The sequence below is a fragment of the Variovorax sp. Varisp46 genome (genome assembly GCF_059491885.1).
Window position 1 is genome coordinate 208,162 of the sequence record NZ_CP168515.1, and the last position, 19,242, is coordinate 227,403.

Genomic DNA, 19,242 nt, shown 5'->3' on the forward strand with positions numbered 1-19,242 from the left:
ATGAGCAGTTCTCCCGATGCCATCGCCGTGCGGCCGATGGTGCTGCCGCGTGGCAGCGCGTTCGACCGCGAGCGCTGGCTGACCGGTGCGGCCGTCGCGTTGCTCGTGCTGCTGCTGGCCGTGATCGTCGCGCTGCCCGTCGGCGCGCTCGTGGGCCAGAGCTTCTTCGACCGCGCGGGCGCGTTCGTCGGCCCGGCGAATTTCGCGCGCTACCTCGACAGCCCGGCGCTCGTGCAATCGGCCTTCAACAGCCTGTGGCTCGCGGCGATCAGCGCGGTGGTCTGCACGGCGATCGCCTATGTGTACGCCTATGCGCTGACGCTCTCCTGCATGCCGGCCAAGGGCGCGCTGCGCGCGGTGGCGCTCATTCCGCTGCTCGCGCCCTCGCTGCTGCCGGCCATCAGCCTGGTCTACCTGTTCGGCAACCAGGGCCTCTTCAAGGGGCTGATGGGCGAGGCCTCGATCTACGGGCCGCTGGGCATCGTGCTCGGCTCGGTGTTCTGGACGCTGCCGCATGCGCTCCTGATCCTCACGACCGCCATGGCCACGTCCGATGGTCGGCTCTATGAAGCGGCGCAGACGCTCGGTGCCTCGCGCTGGCGCATCTTCCGCACCGTGACGCTGCCGGCCTCGCGCTACGGCCTCATCGTGGCCACGATGGTGGTGTTCGTGCTGGTCATCACCGACTTCGGCGTGCCCAAGGTGGTCGGCGGCCAGACCGGCGTGCTCGCGACCGACATCTACAAGCAGGTGGTCGGGCAGCAGAACTTCCAGATGGGCGCGGTGGTGGGGCTCGTGCTGCTGATTCCGGCGGTGCTCTCCTTTCTCGTCGAGCGGCGCGTGCGCAGCAGGCAGGCGGCGGCGCTTTCGGCGCGCGCCACGCCCTACCAGCCGGAGCCCGTGAAGACGCGCGACCGCGCGCTGCTCGTGTTCTGCGCCCTCACGGCCTGCGCCATCCTCGTGATGATCGGCATGGCGGTGTTCGCATCGCTCGCCACCTACTGGCCGTACAAGCTCGCACCATCGCTGAAGAACTACGACTTCAGCAACATGGACGGCGGCGGATGGGGCAGTTACTTCAACTCGCTGCGCCTCGCAATGTGCGCGGCGGTGGCGGGCGCGCTCGTCACTTTTATCTCTGCCTACCTGGTGGAGAAGCCGCGCCATTTCGGCCTCTTGCGCGAGCTGCTCAACCTGCTGGCGAACCTGCCGCTCGCCGTGCCCGGGCTGGTGCTGGGCGTGGGGTACATCTTCTTCTTCAACTCGCCGTCGAATCCGCTGAACGGCCTGTACGGCGGCATGGCGATCCTCGTCATCTGCACGGTGGCGCACTTCTTCTCGGTGGCGCACCTCACCTCGCTCACCGCGCTGCGCCAGCTCGACCGCGAGTACGAGCTGGTGTCCGAGTCGATGGGCGTGCCGTTCTGGCGCACGCTCTGGCGCGTGCACCTGCCGGTGGCGCTGCCGACCGTGCTCAACGTGGGCGGCTACTTCTTCGTCAATGCGATGACCACCGTGTCGGCCGTCGTGTTCCTCTACTCGCCGCAGACCACGTTGGCCGCCATCGCCGTGCTCAACATGGACGATGCCGGCGACGTGGCCCCCGCCGCTGCCATGGCCTCGCTGATCATGCTCACGGCCGCCGTCGGCCGCGGCGTGTTCGCACTGGCCGGGCACTGGGCGCTCGCGCGCACCCAAACCTGGAGAAACCGGTAATGCCCGGCACCCCCCAAGACAATTTCGACCTCATCGTCGTCGGCGCCGGCATCGTCGGCCTGGCCCACGCCTACACCGCCGCGCAGCGCGGGCTCAAGGTCTGCGTGGTCGAGCGCGATGCGGCCGCCATCGGCGCATCGATCCGCAACTTCGGCTTCATCACCATCACCGGCCAGGCGCCGGGCGACACCTGGCGCCGCGCGATGCATGCGCGCGAGGTCTGGCAGGCCGTCGCGCCGAAAGCCGGCATCGACATCGTGCACCGCAACCTCTGGCTCGCGGCCTACCGGCCCGAGGCGCACTCGGTGCTCGAGGCCTTCATGCGCACGCCGATGGGCGAGGCCTGCGAGCTGCTCGACGCGGCCGACGCGCAGGCCAAGGCGCCCGCGCTGAGCCTGGCCGACGCGCGCTCGGTGCTGTTCAGCCCGCACGAACTGCGCGTCGAGTCGCGCACCGCTATCGGCCTGCTCGCGAAATGGCTGGCCGAGGCGCATGGCGTCGTGTTCCGCTTCGGCGAGACCGTGCACGAGGTGGAAACGCCGCGCGTTCGCACCTCGCGCGGCGTTCTTCGCGGCGAGCGCGTGGTGGTCTGCACCAACACCGAGCTGCACGGCCTCTTCGCCGACCGCATCGCCGCGCACGCGCTCACGCTGTGCCGCCTGCAGATGCTGCGCGTGAAGCCTGAGGCGGGCTTTCGCCTGCCGGGCTCGGTGATGATGGACCTGAGCCTCGTGCGCTACGAGGGCTACAGCACGCTGCCCGAAGCCGCCGCACTGCGCGCGCGGCTGCAGCAGGAAGAGGCTGCGTCGCTCGAACACGGCATCCATCTCATCGTGGTGCAGAGCGCCGACGGCTCGCTCGTGGTCGGCGACTCGCACCACTACGGCGATGCGCCCGAACCCTTCGCGATGGAGGAGGTCGACCAGCTCATCCTGCGCCACCTGCGCAGCACGCTCAACCTCGAAACCGCGCAGATCACCGAGCGCTGGACCGGCGTCTACCCCTCGTCCAGGACCACGCCCTGCGTGATCGACGCGCCCGACGACGCCACCCGCGTGGTGCTGGTCACCAGCGGCAGCGGCGCGAGCACCGGCTTCGGTATCGCGCACGACGTCTTCGACGCATGGTGACGCGCGCGCCGCGCCTTGTCTTGCACCCGATTCTTTCCATCCTCTCGCCATGAACGCCCACAACCGCTCCAAGCTCCAGGCCGTCGTCTTCGACTGGGCCGGCACCATCCTCGATTTCGGCTCCTGCGCACCCATGGGCGCCTTCGTGAAGCTGTTCGAGCAGTTCGGCGTGGACATCGCCATCGCCGAGGCGCGCGGCCCGATGGGCATGGCCAAGTGGGACCACATCAAGGCGCTCGGCACGTTGCCGCGCATCGCCTCGCAATGGGAGGCCAGGCACGGCCGAGCCTTCGACGACGCGGACGTCGATCGCCTCTACGAAGTCTTCACGCCCATGAACGCAGCGAGCGCGCGCGACCACGCCGACTTCATTCCCGGCGCGATCGATGCGGTGAATGCGGCCCGTGAACGGGGCCTGAAGATCGGCTCGACCACCGGCTACAACCGCCCGATCATGGAAGTGGTCGTGCCCATCGCCGCGGCCGGCGGCTATGTGCCGGACAACCTCGTGTGTGCCGGCGACCTCGCCGCGGGCCGGCCGTCGCCGCTCATGATGTACCGCTGCTTCGCCGACCTGGGCGTGTGGCCGCCGCACACCGTGGTGAAGGTCGACGACACCGGCGTGGGCCTGCAGGAAGGCCTCAGCGCGGGCACCTGGGCCGTGGGCCTCGCGGTCACCGGCAACGCGGTGGGGCTGACGCTCGCCGAGTGGACGGCGCTCGACGAGGCGCAGCAGCAGGCCTTGCGGAAGATCGCGACCACGCAGCTGAAGGCTGCAGGCGCGCACTACGTGATCGACAGCGTGGCGGATCTGCCGAACGTGCTCGAGGACATCGAACGCCGGCTGAAAGGCGGCGAGCGTCCGGTCGTTTCGGTGAGCTGATCCGCGCCTTGCACGCGAAGGCGGCACCGTGCCGCCGGGGTTGCATGATCGGACGTGATCGGGCGTGCCAGCATCTTCCCGCCGCGGGGTATCCTCGGCGAGGAGAAAAGCAATGAAGACATCCGAGACAACCGTCCACGCGACGGATTCGCGCTACGCCATGTTCCGCCTCGGCCTCACGCTGCTGGTCATGACGGTCGGCAGCAGCGGCATGTACGTGGTCTCGGTGATGCTGCCCGCGGTGCAGGCCGAGTTCGGCATCGACCGTGCCGATGCCTCGCTGCCCTACACGCTGCTGATGCTCGGGTTCGGCTTCGGCGGCGTCGTCATGGGCAAGCTCGCCGACCGCTTCGGTGTGATGTGGCCGCTCCTGATGGGCTCGGTGTTCCTCGGCGCGGGCTACATCGCCACCGGCATGTCGGGCGGCATCGTTTCATTCACCGTCGCGCAGGCGCTGCTGGTCGGCCTGCTCGGCAGCTCGGTGGCCTTCGCGCCGATGGTGGCCGACACCTCGCTGTGGTTCGTCAAGCGGCGCGGCATCGCGGTGGCGGTGTGCGCCAGCGGCAACTATCTTGCGGGCGCGGTGTGGCCGCCCGTCGCGCAGCACTTCGTCGAAACCGTGGGCTGGCGCCAGACCTACATCGGCATCGGCGTCTTCTGCGGGCTGGCGATGGCGCTGCTCGCGCTGTTCTTCCGCGCGCGCCCGCCGGCGCTCGTCCACGTGCCGCCAGTGAATGCATCGAGCGCGGCGGTCGTGCGCGACATGACGCGGCCCTTCGGCCTGAGCATGGGCACGGCCCAAGGCCTGCTGTGCGTGGCCAGCGTGGCCTGCTGCGTGGCCATGGCGATGCCGCAGGTGCACATCGTGGCCTACTGCGGCGACCTGGGTTACGGGCCGGCGCAGGGCGCGATGATGCTGTCGCTGATGCTGGGCTTCGGCATCGTGAGCCGGCTGGTGTCGGGCGCCATCTGCGACCGCATCGGCGGGCTGCGCACGCTGCTGCTGGGCGGCGTGCTGCAGTGCGTGGCGCTGCTGCTGTTCCTGCCGTTCGACGGGCTGGTGCCGCTGTACGTGATCTCGGCGCTGTTCGGGCTGTTCCAGGGTGGCCTCGTGCCGTCCTACGCGATCATCGTGCGCGAGCACTTTCCGCCGAAGGAGGCGGGCGCGCGCGTGGGCACGGTGCTGATGTTCTCGCTGTTCGGCATGGCGCTGGGCGGGTGGATGTCGGGCAAGGTGTTCGACCTCACGGGCAGCTACCACGCGGCCTTCCTGAACGGCATCGGATGGAACCTGGTGAACGTGAGCATCACAGCGTTTCTGTTGTTCAGGACGCTTCGGCGGCCAGCCGGCCGAGTGTCCGCATCGCCTGCTCGCTGAGCCCGTTCCATGGGTGGCCGTAGTTCAGCCGCAGGCAGTTGGTGAAGGCGCGCGTGGCCGAGAAGATCGGTCCCGGCGCGACGCTGATGCCGAGTTTCAGCGCCTTGCGATGGATGTCGAGCGCGTTCACGCGTGGTGGCAACTCGACCCACAGGAAGTACCCGCCCAGCGGCCGCGTGGCGCGCGTGCCCGGCGGAAAGTGGTGGCCCACGGCCTGCGTGAAGGTGGCCTGCTGCATTGACAGCGTCTGCCGCAGCTTGCGCAGGTGCTTGTCGAAGGCACCCTTTTCGAGATAGCCCGCGAGCGCCAGCTGCGCGGGCGCCGAGGTGCTGAGCGTGGTCGTGAGCTTCTGTCGCGCCACCTTGCGCGCGAAGCGCCCGGCCGAGGTCCAGCCGATGCGATAGCCCGGCGCGAGGCATTTCGAGAACGACGAGCAGTGCAGCACCAGCCCCTGCGTGTCGAAGGCCTTGGCCGGTGCAGGCCGCCGCTCGCCGAAGTACAGCTCGGCGTACACGTCGTCCTCGATCAGCGGCAGTTCGTGCCGCGCGAGCAGGGCGACCAGTGCCTTCTTCTTCGCGTCCGGCATCAGGCTGCCGAGCGGATTCTGGAACGTGGTCATGAGCCAGCATGCCGCGGGCTTGTGTGCCGCGACGGCCAGCTCCAGCGCTGCGAGATCGATGCCTTCGCCCGGATGCGTCGGCACCTCGATGGCCCGCAGGCCCATGCGCTCCAGCGCCTGCAGCGCGGCATAGAAGGTGGGCGATTCGACGATCACGGCGTCGCCCGGCCGAGTCACGGCCGCGAGGCAGAGATTGAGCGCTTCGAGCGCGCCGTTGGTGATGACGATCTCGTCGGCCGGCACCGGCATGCCGTCGGCGAGGTAGCGCAGCGCGATCTGCCGGCGCAGCGCAGCGCTGCCGGGCGTGAGGTCGTCCACCGTGCTCCATGGGTCGAGCGACTTGGCGCTGGCGGCCATGAATTGCCCGAGCCGTGCCAGCGGAAACAGCAGCGGGCTCGGAAAGGCCGAGCCGAAGGGCACGACCTTGCGCGACATGCTGGCTTCGAGGATGTCGAACACCTGGTCGCTCACGTCGAGCGACTTCGGCCCGTCCACGGGACGCGAGGTCAGCGTGGATTCGGGGGGCGCATCACGCAGGCCGCCGCCCGCCACGTAGTAGCCCGAACGGTCCCGTGCACGCACGAGTCCGCGCGCTTCCAGCAGGTAGTACGCCTGGAACACGGTGGACGCGCTCACGCCCCGGCTCTGGCCCGTGTGGCGCACCGAGGGCAGGCGGTCGCCGGTCTTCAGGGTGCCGTTGCGGATCGAGGCCTCGATGTCGGCGGCCAGGGTTTCGTATCGCTTCATTGCGGCTTGCTCTTCATTCGGTCGCACTTTATCTGCACCGGTCGAATGGAGCCGATCTGCATCTGTTTTTTTGAGCCCGACTGGGCCACACTCGGCCTCATGACGAATCTCATGCGCGCGGTGCGCGCCGTTCTGTGGAGTTTCATCGGGCTGGGTGGCCGCCGCGCCGATGCCGACAAGCGGACGGCACAGGTCGGCATCCTGCCGCTGATCGGCGTGGCGCTGGTGATGGTGCTGCTGCTGATCGCGGGGTTGCTCGCGTTGGCGCACTACGCTGCCGGCACATGAAGCTGCGCATTCGCTTCGCCGCCATCGGGCTGATGTTGTTCGCCACGCAGGGCATGGCGGGTGCCGCAACGCCCGCCACGGTGCCCGACACCATCGAGCAGCGCGCAGCCGCCTGCATCGCCTGCCACGGCCGCGAAGGCGCGACCACCAACGCCGGCTACTTTCCGCGCCTTGCCGGCAAGCCGGCCGGCTACCTGTTCAACCAGCTCGTGAGCTTTCGCGACGGGCGGCGCTTCAACAGCGACATGGCGTACATGGTGCAGCACCTGTCGGATGCGTACCTGCGCGAGATGGCCGAGTACTTCTCCGGGCTGCAACTGCCTTACCCGCCCATCGCCACCACCAGCGACGCGACGCCCGAGCAGTTGCAGCGCGGCCGCCAGCTCGTGCACGAAGGCGATGCGGCGCGCGGCGTGCCCGCCTGCGTGCAGTGCCATGGCGCGGCCCTCACCGGCGTGCAGCCGGCCATTCCGGGGCTCCTGGGGCTGCCGCGGCTGTACGTGTCGTCGCAACTCGGCGCATGGCTCACGAGCGAGCGGCATGCGCTGCCGCCCGACTGCATGGCCGACATTGGCCGGCGCATGACCACCGCCGACATCAACGCTGTCGCGAGTTGGCTGGCGGTGCAGCCCATGCCGGCCGACACGAAGCCCGCGGCCTCGCTGCCCGCGCCGCTGCCCGTGAACTGCGGCGGCATGCCGAAGTCGAAGTGACGGGGCCGCGATCATGAAACTGCGACGCCTGGGCTGGACGCTGCTGACGCTGATCGTGCTGGGGGCCGCGGCAGCGGGCACCATCGTCGCGATGAACCTGCGCGGCGAAGACCCGCTGCCCACGCAGGCCGAAGCCTTCGCGGCCACGCCGCAGCTGATCGAGCGCGGGCGCTATCTCGCATTGGCCGGCAACTGCGCGGGCTGCCACACCACGCGCGGCGGCCAGCCCTATGCGGGCGGGCTGCCCCTGGAGACACCCTTCGGCACCATCTTTTCGAGCAATCTCACGCCCGACGGCAAGAGCGGCATCGGCAGCTGGAGCAGCGCGCACTTCTGGCGCGCCATGCACAACGGCCGCAGCAAGGACGGGCGGCTGCTGTACCCGGCGTTTCCGTATCCCAACTTCACGCAGGTGACGCGCGAGGACTCGGACGCAATCTACGCCTACCTGCGCGGCCTGCCGCCCGCGCCGGAGCCCAACAGGGCGCACCTGCTGCGCTTCCCCTACGACACGCAGGCGGCGTTGGCCGTGTGGCGTGCGCTGTCGTTCAAGCCCGAGCCCTTCGTGGCCAATGCCGGCAAGCCCGCTGAATGGAACCGGGGCGCGTACCTGGTCAACGGCCTCGGCCATTGCATTGCGTGCCACGGCAGCCGCAACTCGCTTGGCGCGACGGAAACGAGGCTTGGCCTTTCGGGCGGCCTGATCGCCGTGGAGAACTGGTATGCGCCCTCGCTCAACGACCCGCACGAAGCCGGCGTTGCCGGCTGGCCCGCGGCCGACGTGGTGTCGCTGCTCAAGAGCGGCGTCGCGCCGCGCGGCTCGGTCATGGGGCCGATGGCCGACGTGGTGTTCCGCAGCACGCAGTACCTGAGCGACGCCGACCTCACGGCCATGGCGAGCTACCTGAAGGACCTGCCCGATGCACCGAAGCCCGAGGCTGCGGCCATCGCGAAGGTCCCGATCCGCCGCGACGCCGCCACGATGACGCGCGGCGCGAAGATCTACGACCAGCGCTGTGCCTACTGCCATGGCGACCAGGGGCAGGGCGCCGTGGGCGCCTATCCGCCACTCGCCGGCAACCGCGCTGTCAACATGGCGCGGCCCACCAACCTGATCCAGGTGGTCGCGCACGGCGGCTTCCTGCCCTCGACGCCCGGCAATCCACGGCCCTACGGCATGCCTCCGTTCGGGCAGACGCTGGATGCCGCCGAGGTCGCAGCCGTGCTCACCTATGTGCGCGGCTCCTGGGGCAACGACAGCGCGCCCGTCACGCAGCTCGACACGATGCGGCGCTGAGCGGCGCCTGCGCTTGCTTCAGATGTTCGTGCTCGAGGGAATGCGGCTCGGCAGCAGGTGCTCGTAGGGCCGCGTGCGCGTGGTGTTGCGCTGGCGGATGGTGACCTCGATGGCGGCCAGCGCGTTGCGGAAGCGCTCCAGCGGCCCGCCCGGTCCTGCGATGGCCGGGTCGATCAGCACCGGCAGGTGCGGGAATGCGTTGTCCTTGTACTCGCCCAGCGGCCGGTAGTACACGCCGCCGAGGATGTGGAACAGCAGGATCTGCTCCTGCGCCGCCAGCCGCGACGGCAGCATCTGCGACCAGCTCGCTTCGCTCTGCCCCGCACTGCCCGTCGGTGCCGGCATGCCGCCCGTGCCCGCGCTGAAGGGCGCATACGTCATCACCGAGTACTGCGGAAAGTTCACTGCCGCGTGCTGCGCGCTGGCGTTGAAGATGATCGCGGTCAGCACGTCGACGAGTTGCGCGCGTGTGGTGATGGGGCGCAAGCCGTGCACCTTGCCGCTGGTCGCGAGCTCGGTGGCCCAGGCCTTGAGCTCGTAGTCGCCGGTCACGTCGCCGTCGCTCAGGTAGTAGGTGGCCACGTAGTCGCCGACCCATTGCGCGATGGCGTTCCACACCAGCAGCCCGTCGTCGCGGTACGGGTAGTCGGGCAGCGCCGCCGTGTCGTCCACGCCGCGCGTGCGCAGATCGTTGGGCAGCATCATGCGGTCCTGGAAGTCGTAGGCCAGCCGGTCGCGGCCGCACGCGCTCTGCAGCGTCTCGATGGGCGCGGCGAGGATCACGTCGCCCGTGGTCAGCGGCGCCATGATGATCAGCGTCGCGGCCTCGTTGATGAACATCGCGCCCTCGAGGTGCGGCGACAGCAGCCGGCTCAGCGGATGCGCGGTCGCGAACTGGCGCTGCGTGGCCATCGCGAAGGCCTCCGACATCAGGTGCGTGCGGCCCAGGTGCACGAACATCTCGTGGTAGTTGAAGTCGGCCACCTGCACGGCGGTCTTCGCCGATTGCCAGGCCCACCAGGCTTCGGCGTTGGCGGTGTCGTCCACGCGCAGGAAGATCGGGGCGAGCGTCGGCTCCTGTGCGCACTGGATCGCGACCGGCACCAGCGAGCGGCCGGTCTTCGGCCGTGCGAACAGCGCGATGGGCGCATGGATGTAGCCCGTGCCCGTGAGCGGCTTGGCCTGCGGGCCGGCCGGCGCCATGTCGCCCAGGCCTTCGTAGTCGAGGATGTAGAGACGGCCCGAGGCGGCCGCGTCGGCGAGGCTGTCGCCGGCGCCCATCACCTGGCGGTACTGGGCGTCGCTCAACGGGAACTTGGCCGGCAGCGCCGTCGCCCGCTGGATCAGCGTCGGGTTGGGGCCGGCCACGCGCATGGCCGCGAACAGGTCGTTGTCGTGCAGCAGCTGCGAGATGGCCGGCTTCTCGATGGTGACGAACAGCGCGTCGTACTGCGCCACCGTCTTCGGTCCGTTCAATGCGCCCAGCGGGCCTTGCGAGAGCAGGTCGTGATGGATCTGCCTGAGCTGCGTGCCGATGTCGCCCGCCGTGCTGGTGAGAGTGGCAAGCAGGTTCAACACCGTCGCGGGCAGCGTGAGCAATCCGCCGTTGGCGGCCAGCAGTTGATCGAAGCTGGCCTGCAGCCCCGCGAGGCGCGTGCGCAGGTTGTCGAGCGACTGCAGGCTGCCCGAGGCCAGCGCGCTGGTGGCGAACGAGGCCGCGAAATTGGTGACGGCTTCGACCGCCTTCGAGAGGGTCGCGAGCTGGTGTTCGAGCGCCGGCAGTTCGCCCGGCGGCACCACCGCACCCATCGGTACGCCAGCCAGGTTGATGTGCGATTCGGTCCAGAGGTAGGTCGACTGCCGCCCCACCAGTTCGAGGCGCCGCAGCGTGGCGCTGATCGGGTCGATCTTCTGCGGCAGCGTGGGCTTGGGCACCGGCAGGGCCGCCGAGGCGGTGGAAGGCCTGCCGGCCAGCAGGCCCAGGCCACCCGCCGAGGCCGACCATTTGAGGATGTCTCTGCGTTTCATCGGGGGCGTTCCCTGTTGTGGTGAGTCTGGGGGAAGGCCGACGAGGGGTTCGGCCACCAAATAGAACGCTCGTTCTATTTGGTGGGCGGATTCTGCGGAGGGGCTCTGGCGTTGGCAATGAGGGTTGGTGCCTAGCCTGGAAGCGCGCTCCCGGTGCTAGCGCGAGCGCCGGCGTCAGGCCGTGTGCGGGTGCCGTGCGGCGTCGTAGAGCGTGCGCGCCAGGTCGCGGTGCCTTGCCAGCAGCGGTGCGAGCGCCATGCCGATGAACTCTCCGTCGCGGATGCGAACCGCCCCATTGATCACGCTCAGCGACACCGCCCCCGGCGTGCAGAACACCAGCGCCGCCACCGGGTCGTGCCCCGCACCCGCATGCGCCACGCCGCGCAGGTCGAAGGCCACGATGTCGGCCGACATGCCCGGCGCGATCGCGCCGATGTCGTCGCGCCCGAGCACGCGCGCACCGCCCAGCGTGGCGATCTCCAGCGCCTCGCGCGCCGTCATCGCCGCCGGGCCGTAGCCCACGCGCTGCAGCAGCAGGGCCTGCCGCGCTTCACCGAGCATGTGCGCGCCGTCGTTCGATGCGCTGCCGTCCACGCCCAGCCCTACGGGAACGCCTGCGCGGCGCATCGCACCGATCGGCGCGATGCCCGAGGCCAGCCGCATGTTGGAGCAGGGGCAGTGCGCTACGCCCGTCCCGGTGCGGCCGAACAGCGCGATGCCGGCCTCGTCGAGCTTCACGCAGTGCGCGTGCCACACGTCGCGGCCGACCCAGCCCAGGTCTTCGGCGTATTCGGCCGGCGTCATGCCGAACTTCTCGCGCGAGTACGCCACGTCGTTGTCGTTCTCGGCCAGGTGCGTATGCAGCGACACGCCGCGCTCGCGCGCCAGCTCGGCCGACAGGCGCATCAGGTCGCGCGACACCGAGAACGGCGAGCAGGGCGCGAGCACGATGCGGCGCATCGAATGGCGGCTGGCATCGTGCCAGCGGCCGATGAGCCGCTCGCTGTCGCGCAGGATGGCTTCCTCGGTTTCCACCACCTCGTCGGGCGGCAGGCCGCCGGTGCTGCGGCCCACGCTCATGCTGCCGCGCGCCGCATGAAAGCGCATGCCCATGGCATCGGCCGCCTCGATCGAATCATCGAGCCGCGAGCCGTTGGGAAACAGGTAGAGATGGTCGCTGGTGGTGGTGCAGCCCGAGAGCATCAGCTCGGCCATCGCAGTCTGCGTCGAGACGCGGATCATCTCGGGCGTGAGGCGCGCCCACAGCAGGTACAGGTTGGTGAGCCAGCCGAACAGCTCGGCGTCCTGCGCCTCGGGCACGGCGCGGGTGAGGCTCTGGTACATGTGGTGGTGCGTGTTGACCAGGCCGGGCATCACGACGTGGCCGTGCATGTCGATGGCCTCGGCCTGGCCGTTGCGCAGGGCGTCGAGGTAGACGATGGGCAGCTCGGCGGTGGGGCCCACCCAGGCTATCGCGGGGCCATCGCACACTACGGCGCCGTCGGCGATTTCGCGCCGCGCGGCGTCCATGGTGACCAGAACGTCGGCATGTCGAAGGATCTTCAGCATGCCGGCATTCTTGCCCGCGCTCAGAGGTCGGGCAAGCCCATCGCCGGATCGCTCACCGTGTGCCTGCCGGTTTCCACGCGGCCCGCAAAGCGGCGGTAATAGGCCGGGTCGGCATCGCAGGTGACTGCGAAGTCGTACCACTGACCGCTGCTCGCGAGTTCCCAGTGCTGATCGGTGGTGGCGCCGCCGTTCACTGTCGCGGTCCACGGGCCGTCGTTGCGATAGGCCTTGGCAGTGACGGTGAACCTGCAGGCCGCCTTGCCGTCGTTGCGCATGCTCAGGTAGACATTGCCGTTGGTGATGTCGTAGCAAACGCGAACCTCGGGCGCCGCGGCGTCGCCGGCGCGCAGCGTGCCGAGGTTGCCTTTGAAGTGGCGATGGAAGCCGCTCGGCCCGAGCACCCACAGGTCGTAGCGCCCGCCATCGTCGGCCATCGCGGCCCAGGTGTCGTCGAGCTGCTTTCCTGCTTCCACCATGTAGCGGCGCGGCAGGCGGTCGAGGTGCAGCTTGTCGTACACGTGGAACACCGCCGCGGCCTTGCCGGTGTTGGCGAACAGCAGCTGCAGCTTGCCGTTGACCGCGTCGGCCTTGGCGCTGGTGTGCAGTTCATACGGCAAGGCGCGCGAGGGGCGCGTGCCCGTGGCCTGCTGCGGCAGCGCGGGCGTGAGCGGCAGCGGCACCTGCGCGAGCGCTTGCTGGTCGGCGCGCAATTGGTCGGCCTGGGCCTTGGTGCGGCGCCCGGCGAGCGTGGGCAGCACTTCGTTGTTGGGCGTGGCGAAGTTGAAGGCGCTCGTGAGGTCGCCGCACACCGCGCGCCGGAACGGGCTGATGTTCTTCTCCACGACGCCAAATCGCGCCTCGAGGAAGCGCAGCACCGAGGTGTGATCGAACACCTGCGAGTTGACCCAGCCGCCGCGGCTCCACGGCGAGATGACGTACATCGGCACGCGCGGGCCCGGGCCATAGACGCGGCCGTCCGCAGGCGCGACGGTGGTGCCCACGAGAGGGTATGTGTGGCGCTCGAAGGCGATGTCGCTGTCGGACAGCGTGGTCTTGCCCGCGGCGCTCTTCGGGTCGGCGGGGTCGGCCAGCGAAGGCGCCGAGGGCGACGGCACGTGGTCGAAGTAGCCGTCGTTCTCGTCGAAGTTGACGATGAAGACCGTCTTGCTCCACACATCGGGCGATGCAGTGAGCGCGTCCAGCACCTGCTGGATGTACCACGCGCCCTGCACCGGGCTCGAAGGACCGGGGTGCTCGGAGTAGGTGGCGGGCGCCACGATCCACGACACCTGCGCCAGCTTGCCGTTGAGGACGTCCTGCTGGAACGTTCCCAGCAGGCCGCCGTCGGGCATGGTGTTGGCGATGCCCTTGTAGAGCGGATTGCCGGCATCGTCGCTGGCGGGGTCGTAGGCCGGCAGCGTCACGCCGTCGGGCGGGCTGGCGTCGCCGTCGTAGCGCATGTCGTTCTTGCCCGAGGCCTTGTTGGCCGCACGGTACTGCTGGAAGCCTGCCAGCGGGTTGTCGGTGAAGTTGTCGGGCAGGTTCTGGTAGAGCATCCAGCTGACCTTGGCGTCCTGCAGGCGCTCCGGATATGTCTTCCAGTTGCAGCCGTAGGTGGTCGAGTCGACACCTGGGTTTTTTACCGGGTCCCATGGAAACCGGAGGTTCTCCCACGTGTTGTCTATCGACGAGAGGCCCGCGAGGCCGGCGCCCGTTTCGCCCGATGGGCCGTTGGTGCCGCTCCAGTGGAACAGGCGGTTCGAGTTGGTGCCGGTGTGCATGCCGCAGTGGTAGCTGTCGCACACGGTGAAGGCGTTGGCCAGCGCGTACTGGAACTGCACTTCGGCTTCCTGGAAGTAGCCCATCGAAGCGGTGGTCTTGTACCTGGGCCATTGGCTGAGGCGGCCGCCGTCCCAGGCGTTCTGCGCGTCGTTCCACGAGTGCGGCGTGCCGCTCACGCGCTGCGCGTTGCCCTTGGTCTGGTCGAGGTGATAGGGCAGCACCAGCTTGCCGGCGGCATCGCTCTGCTGCCACACGCTGCGCCCGCCGGGCAGCGGAATGGTGAAGCGGTCGCCGAAGCCCCGCACGCCCATGAGTGTGCCGAAGTAATGGTCGAAGGAGCGGTTTTCCTGCATCAGGATCACGACGTGCTCGACGTCCATGATCGTGCCGGTCTTGTTGTTGGCGGGAATGGCGAGCGCGCGGCGGATGCTTGGCGGAAAGGCATTGAGCGCGGCGGCGGCGATGCCGGTGGTGGCGGCGCCCGTGAGGAATTTGCGGCGGGTGGTCATGGTGTTGTTCCTGGCAATGCTCACGGTGCGCAGCGCATCTCGGGCTTCACGGTGTTGTCGGGTGGGGTGGGCGTCGTGGGTGTAGGCGTGGCCGGGGTCGTCGGCGTGCCGCCGAAGAAGCCGCCGCCGCCACCGGCATCGCCGCCGCCGCAGGCCGAGAGCGCGCAGGCCAGCAACAGCACGGGCGCAAGCCGCGTGCCGGGAAAAAGAAGTCGCATGGAATCGGTCCTTTGTTATGTGGTTCTGGAAGGCGCGACAGGAGCGCGCATCCGAGCCCACAAGACTAGGGAGAACCCGTTACCGGGCGGTTAACTTGCTGTGACGCAGCGAAGTCAGGCGCGTGACAACGCACCGCCGGGCGGGCGCTTTCGGCAACGGCGGAACGACGGTGTGGCGCGGCCTGGCGCCGCGTTCGAGCCCGGGCTCAGGGCTCGTTGCTGATACCGCTGGACACATGTCCGGCGGGCACGTGCCGCGAGGCCGCGTCGACGTGGCCGGTCTGGTCGTCGAAGAAGAAATCGGGCTCGAACTCGCGCAGGAATTCGCCCTTGGGCAGGCCGCCGAGGAACATGGCCTCGTCGACGCGGATGTTCCACTTCATCAGCGTGCGAATGGCGCGCTCGTGCGCCGGTGCGCTGCGCGCGGTGACCAGCGCGGTGCGAATGCGCATCTGCGCGTTGCCGGCCATCTGCAGCCGGTGCAGCGCCATCAGCAGCGGCTTGAAGGGACCTTCGGGCAGCGGCAGGTCGGCCTTGCTGAGTTCGTGCGCCTGGAAGGCGTCGAGCCCTTCGGCCTGGAACACGCGCTCGGCCTCGTCGGAGAACAGCACCGCGTCGCCGTCGAAGGCAATGCGCACTTCGTTCGGCCAGGCGTCGCTGGCCTTCACCGATTCGACCAGCACCCGCGCGGCCGGAAAGCCCGCAATGAGCGCCTCGCGCACGTCCTGACCGTTGACCGACAGGAACAGGTGCGCGCGCAGCGGGCGCAGGTAGCCGAAGGGCGGGCGGCCCTGCGTGAACACGCCGCGCTGCAGCTTGATGTCGGCGGCCGCGCTCGACTTGAAGATGCGCATGCCCGAGACCGGATCGTTGCGCGAAAGAATCACCACCTCGACGCGCTGCACGCCGTCTTCGTTGAAGCGCAGCAGCTTCCGGATCAGCGAGTAGGCGATGCCGGGCGCGGCCGGCACGTCGATGCGGTCGAGCTGCAGCTTCATGTAGCCCTCGTTGTCCCCGGCCTCGAAGATCTTGTTTTCTTCTTCGAGGTTGAACAGGGCGCGCGAGGAGATCGCGACCACGAGCTTGTCTTCGAGGGTGACTGGCATGAGCGTGCGGTGGGTTCAGGTCGCCTGGTCGGGCGCGTAGTAGAGCGTATCCGACCAGTAGCCCAGGCCCAACTCGCGCAGCGGCGCCTCGATGCTCTCCTGGGACGGCGTGAAAACGCGCTGCCAGAAATTCTTCTTCTTCTTCTTCGGCGCGAGCTCGGCCACGGCGGCTTCGATCTCGGCGTCGATGTTCTGCACGTCCTTCAGCAGGTCGGCGGCCTGCTCGCCGAGCGGCGCATCGCCCATGTCGAGGATCTCGGCGCACTCCAGCACGAAGTAGCCGCTGCGGTCGGCGTGGTTGCTCAGGAAGTCGAGTGCCTGCTTGCACAACGGCGCAACCGCCGGATGGTCGATGCGCGCGAGAAACTGCTGCAGCCGGTCGATGCCCGCGCCGGCGCGGCCCGCGAGCGCGGTGGGTTCGGGCCGGCTCCAGATCATCGAGCGGCACAGCCGCACGTCCGCGGACACCAGCAGCCGGTAGACCAGCGGAATGGCGTAGCTGCGCTCCGAGATGCCCTTGACCTGCCGTGGATCGTCCTTCTCGGGATCGGCTCCCGGCACGAAAGGACTGGCGAACAGGTAGCTTCGATTGGCCATGGCGGCGAGGCTCCCGCTATTTGACGAACTGGTTCAACTGGATGATCGGCAGCATCACGGCCAGCACGATCAGCATCACCACGCCGCCCATTGCCACGATCAGCAGCGGCTCGAGGATGGTGGCCAGGTGCATCGCGCGGCGCTGCACCTCGGCGCCGAGTTGGTTGGCCGCGCGCTGCAGCATCAGCGGCAGCGTGCCGGTCTGCTCGCCCAGGCGCGCGAACATCGACACGAGACCCGGAAAGCGCTTCTTCTGCGCGAGCGCCGAAGCGAGCGGCGCGCCTTCGCGCACGAGCACCAGCGCGTCGAGCGCGTCGGCGCGCATCGCGCGGTTGCCCAGCGTCTCGGAGGCGGCCTGCAGCGCGCGCAGGATCGGCACGCCGGCGGTGGCCAGCATGGCGAGCGTGCTGGCGAAGCGCGCCGCGTTGTAGCCGCGAGCGAGCTTGCCGACCAGCGGCAGCTTGAGCCAGGCCGCATCGAATTTCAGGCGAAAGGCTTCCTGCGCCAGCGCCAGCCGCGCGCCGACGGCCGCGAGCACCACTGCGCCCAGCATCCACCAGCCGTAGTTGCGGACGCCCGCGCTCAGCGACAGCATCACGGTCGTGAGAAAAGGCAGCGAGCGCTTGGTGCCCGCGAACACCTGCGCCACCTGCGGCACCACGTAGCTCACGAGGAAGATCACGATCACGATCGCCACCAGCGTGACGATGGCCGGGTACAGCGCCGCGCCGATCAGCTTCTGCTGCAGCGCCTGGCGTTCTTCCAGGTCGTCGGCAAGGCGGTCGAGCACGAGTCCGAGGTTGCCGCTTTGTTCACCGGCGCCGATCACGGCGGTGTAGATGGGCGAGAACTCGCGCGCGTGCGCCGACAGCGCGCGCGCAAACGGCGAGCCCGCGTTGACCTCGGCGCGCAGCGAGGCGACGAGGTAGCGCTGCGGCTCCGATTCGGCCTCGTCGGTGAGCGCCGTGAGCGCGCGTTCCAGCGGCAGGGCTCGTCTCGTCGGGCCTGCGAGCTGCCGCGTCCACACCGCGAGGCCGGTGGAATTGAAGACGCGCTTGCCGCCGCCGAGCCAGCGGCCGAGGCCGCTGCGCTGGCCGGTGCCGTTGACGTGGTCGCTGCCGACCGGCTTGACCGACAGCGGAATGAGCGCCTGCGCCCGCAGCAGGCTGCGCGCGCTGCGGGCAGTGTCGGCCTCCAGCACGCCTTCGCGCGACTGGCCGCTGGCGTCGATGGCTTCGAAGGAATAGGCGGGCATGGCGGAACGGGAACCTAGTCCCGTGTGACGCGCAGCAGCTCGGCGCGCGAGGTGATGCCGGCCTGCACCAGCCGCTCGCCGTCCTCGCGCATCAGGCGCAGGCCGCCGCGCGCGCCGGCCTGCAGCAGCTCGCTCTCGGCCGCCTTGCTGTGGATCAGGCCCTGCACGGTCTCGTCGGCCACCAGCAGTTCGAAGATGCCGGTGCGGCCCTGGTAGCCGGTCTGGCCGCACGCCTCGCAGCCTGCCCCGGCACACACCGTGCAGACCTTGCGCACGAGGCGCTGTGCGAGCACGCCGAGCAGCGAGGAGCTCAGCAGGAAGGGCTCCACACCCATGTCGGTCAGGCGTGTGACGGCGCTGACCGAATCGTTGGTGTGCAGCGTGGCCAGCACGAGGTGGCCGGTCAGCGAGGCCTGGATGGCGATCTGCGCGGTCTCGAAGTCGCGGATCTCGCCGATCATGATCACGTCCGGGTCCTGCCGCAGGATGGCGCGCAGGGCCTTGGCGAAGGTGAGCTCGATCTTGGCGTTGATCTGCGTCTGGCCCACGCCCGGCAGCTCGTACTCGATCGGGTCTTCCACCGTCATGATGTTGCTGCGGCTCGCGTCGAGCCGGGCCAGTGCGGCGTACAGCGTGGTGGTCTTGCCCGAGCCCGTGGGCCCGGTCACGAGGATGATGCCGTGCGGCTGCGCAATGAGCTTCTCGAAGCGCGCGAGCGTGTCGCCCTGCATGCCCACCGATTCGAGCGTGAGCTTCGACTCGCTCTTGTCCAGCAGGCGCAGCACTGCGCGCTCGCCGTGCGCACTGGGCAGCGTCGACACCCGCACGTCGACCGCGCGCGTGCCGATGCGCAAGCTGATGCGCCCGTCCTGCGGCAGCCGCTTCTCCGAGATGTCGAGGTCGGCCATGATCTTCAGGCGCGAGATCAGCGCGGCGTGCAGCGCGCGGTTGGGCTGTACCACCTCGCGCAGCGTGCCGTCGATGCGAAAGCGCACGGACGACGTGCGCTCGTAGGGCTCGATGTGGATGTCGCTTGCGCCGTCGCGCGCGGCCTGCGTGAGCAGCGCGTTCAGCATGCGGATGATGGGCGCGTCGCCCGCGCTCTCCAGCAGGTCTTCGACCGCTGGCAGCTCCTGCATCATGCGTGAGAGGTCGGCGTCGCTCTGCACCTCGCTCACCACCGCGGCGGCGCTCGATTCGCCCTGCGCGTAGGCCGCGCTGATGCGCTGTGCCAACGGGCCGTCGGCCAGCACCTCGAAGGCCTGCACGCCGTACTTGCGCGACACCTCGCCGACCGCGCTGCGCGCCGGGTGGCTCGACATCCACAGCGTGTAGCGGCCGTCGTCGGACTCCTCGAGCAGCAGTTGCTGGGTGCGTGCGAACGCGTAGGGAAGCGGGTAGCGCATG

The 19,242-nt window shown here is 69.2% G+C and carries 16 protein-coding genes; 7 read left to right on the top strand and 9 right to left on the bottom strand.

Translation table 11 applies throughout. From position 1 onward, the window contains the following. From ACEN9N_RS00925 to ACEN9N_RS00940, 4 genes are all read left to right on the top strand, one after another. Entirely contained in the window at positions 1 to 1,716 is a 1,716-nt protein-coding gene (locus tag ACEN9N_RS00925; RefSeq protein ID WP_413315396.1) for a putative 2-aminoethylphosphonate ABC transporter permease subunit, read from the top strand. Beyond that, entirely contained in the window at positions 1,716 to 2,846 is a 1,131-nt protein-coding gene (locus tag ACEN9N_RS00930; protein WP_413315397.1) for a TIGR03364 family FAD-dependent oxidoreductase, read from the top strand. The genes ACEN9N_RS00925 and ACEN9N_RS00930 overlap by 1 nt, the downstream gene beginning before the upstream one ends. A gap of 49 nt (positions 2,847 to 2,895) precedes the next feature. Then, complete coding sequence (phnX, locus tag ACEN9N_RS00935) at positions 2,896 to 3,729, top strand: phosphonoacetaldehyde hydrolase (protein WP_495655182.1); 834 nt, start codon at positions 2,896 to 2,898, stop codon at positions 3,727 to 3,729. 112 nt (positions 3,730 to 3,841) lie between these two features. Beyond that, the gene (locus tag ACEN9N_RS00940) at positions 3,842 to 5,107 is read left to right on the top strand and encodes an MFS transporter (RefSeq protein ID WP_495655183.1); all 1,266 of its coding nucleotides are present in this window, start codon (positions 3,842 to 3,844) and stop codon (positions 5,105 to 5,107) included. Here ACEN9N_RS00940 and ACEN9N_RS00945 read toward each other — a convergent pair. Continuing rightward, positions 5,055 to 6,473, bottom strand: coding sequence for an aminotransferase-like domain-containing protein (locus tag ACEN9N_RS00945; RefSeq protein ID WP_495655184.1), 1,419 nt, complete (start codon positions 6,471 to 6,473; stop codon positions 5,055 to 5,057). The genes ACEN9N_RS00940 and ACEN9N_RS00945 overlap by 53 nt on opposite strands. Positions 6,474 to 6,572: 99 nt before the next feature. On the opposite strand from ACEN9N_RS00945, the gene ACEN9N_RS00950 reads away from it, so the two are divergent. From ACEN9N_RS00950 to ACEN9N_RS00960, 3 genes are read left to right on the top strand one after another with little or no spacing between them, the layout of a single operon-like run. Further along, positions 6,573 to 6,761, top strand: coding sequence for a DUF2970 domain-containing protein (locus ACEN9N_RS00950; protein ID WP_042673158.1), 189 nt, complete (start codon positions 6,573 to 6,575; stop codon positions 6,759 to 6,761). Next, positions 6,758 to 7,474 (top strand): c-type cytochrome, encoded by a 717-nt coding sequence (locus ACEN9N_RS00955; protein WP_007831721.1) that lies wholly within the window; start codon positions 6,758 to 6,760, stop codon positions 7,472 to 7,474. The genes ACEN9N_RS00950 and ACEN9N_RS00955 overlap by 4 nt, the downstream gene beginning before the upstream one ends. 13 nt (positions 7,475 to 7,487) lie before the next feature. Continuing rightward, positions 7,488 to 8,771 carry a c-type cytochrome gene (locus ACEN9N_RS00960; RefSeq protein ID WP_495655185.1) on the top strand — a complete coding sequence of 428 codons (1,284 nt, stop codon included), beginning with the start codon at positions 7,488 to 7,490 and terminating at the stop codon, positions 8,769 to 8,771. 18 nt (positions 8,772 to 8,789) lie between these two features. On the opposite strand, the gene ACEN9N_RS00965 is transcribed toward ACEN9N_RS00960, so the two are convergent. From ACEN9N_RS00965 to ACEN9N_RS01000, 8 genes are all read right to left on the bottom strand, one after another. Continuing rightward, positions 8,790 to 10,799 carry a lipoxygenase family protein gene (locus tag ACEN9N_RS00965; RefSeq protein ID WP_495655186.1) on the bottom strand — a complete coding sequence of 670 codons (2,010 nt, stop codon included), beginning with the start codon at positions 10,797 to 10,799 and terminating at the stop codon, positions 8,790 to 8,792. Positions 10,800 to 10,973: 174 nt separating this feature from the next. Further along, the gene (locus ACEN9N_RS00970) at positions 10,974 to 12,368 is read right to left on the bottom strand and encodes an 8-oxoguanine deaminase (RefSeq protein WP_495655187.1); all 1,395 of its coding nucleotides are present in this window, start codon (positions 12,366 to 12,368) and stop codon (positions 10,974 to 10,976) included. Between the two features lie 20 nt (positions 12,369 to 12,388). Further along, on the bottom strand, positions 12,389 to 14,659 hold the full coding sequence (locus ACEN9N_RS00975; protein WP_007831714.1) for a phosphocholine-specific phospholipase C: 2,271 nt from the start codon (positions 14,657 to 14,659) through the stop codon (positions 12,389 to 12,391). A 20-nt stretch (positions 14,660 to 14,679) separates the two neighbouring features. Next, the gene (locus ACEN9N_RS00980; protein ID WP_495655188.1) at positions 14,680 to 14,877 is read right to left on the bottom strand and encodes a hypothetical protein; all 198 of its coding nucleotides are present in this window, start codon (positions 14,875 to 14,877) and stop codon (positions 14,680 to 14,682) included. Positions 14,878 to 15,083: 206 nt separating this feature from the next. Beyond that, positions 15,084 to 15,983, bottom strand: a complete 900-nt coding sequence (locus tag ACEN9N_RS00985; protein WP_007831710.1) for a 5'-nucleotidase — start codon at positions 15,981 to 15,983, stop codon at positions 15,084 to 15,086. A 15-nt stretch (positions 15,984 to 15,998) separates the two neighbouring features. Then, positions 15,999 to 16,580, bottom strand: coding sequence for a DUF7822 domain-containing protein (locus ACEN9N_RS00990; protein ID WP_495655189.1), 582 nt, complete (start codon positions 16,578 to 16,580; stop codon positions 15,999 to 16,001). Positions 16,581 to 16,596: 16 nt separating this feature from the next. Continuing rightward, positions 16,597 to 17,835, bottom strand: coding sequence for a type II secretion system inner membrane protein GspF (gspF, locus tag ACEN9N_RS00995; RefSeq protein ID WP_495655190.1), 1,239 nt, complete (start codon positions 17,833 to 17,835; stop codon positions 16,597 to 16,599). Between the two features lie 14 nt (positions 17,836 to 17,849). Then, positions 17,850 to 19,241, bottom strand: a complete 1,392-nt coding sequence (locus ACEN9N_RS01000) for a GspE/PulE family protein (RefSeq protein ID WP_042673156.1) — start codon at positions 19,239 to 19,241, stop codon at positions 17,850 to 17,852. Between the last annotated feature and the right edge of the window lies 1 nt (position 19,242).

Coding starts and splice junctions, on each gene's coding strand:
- phnX (WP_495655182.1), top strand. CDS start 2,896: ATGAACGCCCACAACCGCTCCAAGCTCCAGGCCGTCGTCTTCGACTGG.
- ACEN9N_RS00930 (WP_413315397.1), top strand. CDS start 1,716: ATGCCCGGCACCCCCCAAGACAATTTCGACCTCATCGTCGTCGGCGCC.
- ACEN9N_RS00950 (WP_042673158.1), top strand. CDS start 6,573: ATGACGAATCTCATGCGCGCGGTGCGCGCCGTTCTGTGGAGTTTCATC.
- ACEN9N_RS00985 (WP_007831710.1), bottom strand. CDS start 15,983: ATGCCAGTCACCCTCGAAGACAAGCTCGTGGTCGCGATCTCCTCGCGC.
- ACEN9N_RS00970 (WP_495655187.1), bottom strand. CDS start 12,368: ATGCTGAAGATCCTTCGACATGCCGACGTTCTGGTCACCATGGACGCC.
- ACEN9N_RS00940 (WP_495655183.1), top strand. CDS start 3,842: ATGAAGACATCCGAGACAACCGTCCACGCGACGGATTCGCGCTACGCC.
- ACEN9N_RS00975 (WP_007831714.1), bottom strand. CDS start 14,659: ATGACCACCCGCCGCAAATTCCTCACGGGCGCCGCCACCACCGGCATC.
- ACEN9N_RS00965 (WP_495655186.1), bottom strand. CDS start 10,799: ATGAAACGCAGAGACATCCTCAAATGGTCGGCCTCGGCGGGTGGCCTG.
- ACEN9N_RS00955 (WP_007831721.1), top strand. CDS start 6,758: ATGAAGCTGCGCATTCGCTTCGCCGCCATCGGGCTGATGTTGTTCGCC.
- ACEN9N_RS01000 (WP_042673156.1), bottom strand. CDS start 19,241: ATGCGCTACCCGCTTCCCTACGCGTTCGCACGCACCCAGCAACTGCTG.
- gspF (WP_495655190.1), bottom strand. CDS start 17,835: ATGCCCGCCTATTCCTTCGAAGCCATCGACGCCAGCGGCCAGTCGCGC.
- ACEN9N_RS00925 (WP_413315396.1), top strand. CDS start 1: ATGAGCAGTTCTCCCGATGCCATCGCCGTGCGGCCGATGGTGCTGCCG.
- ACEN9N_RS00960 (WP_495655185.1), top strand. CDS start 7,488: ATGAAACTGCGACGCCTGGGCTGGACGCTGCTGACGCTGATCGTGCTG.
- ACEN9N_RS00980 (WP_495655188.1), bottom strand. CDS start 14,877: ATGCGACTTCTTTTTCCCGGCACGCGGCTTGCGCCCGTGCTGTTGCTG.
- ACEN9N_RS00945 (WP_495655184.1), bottom strand. CDS start 6,473: ATGAAGCGATACGAAACCCTGGCCGCCGACATCGAGGCCTCGATCCGC.
- ACEN9N_RS00990 (WP_495655189.1), bottom strand. CDS start 16,580: ATGGCCAATCGAAGCTACCTGTTCGCCAGTCCTTTCGTGCCGGGAGCC.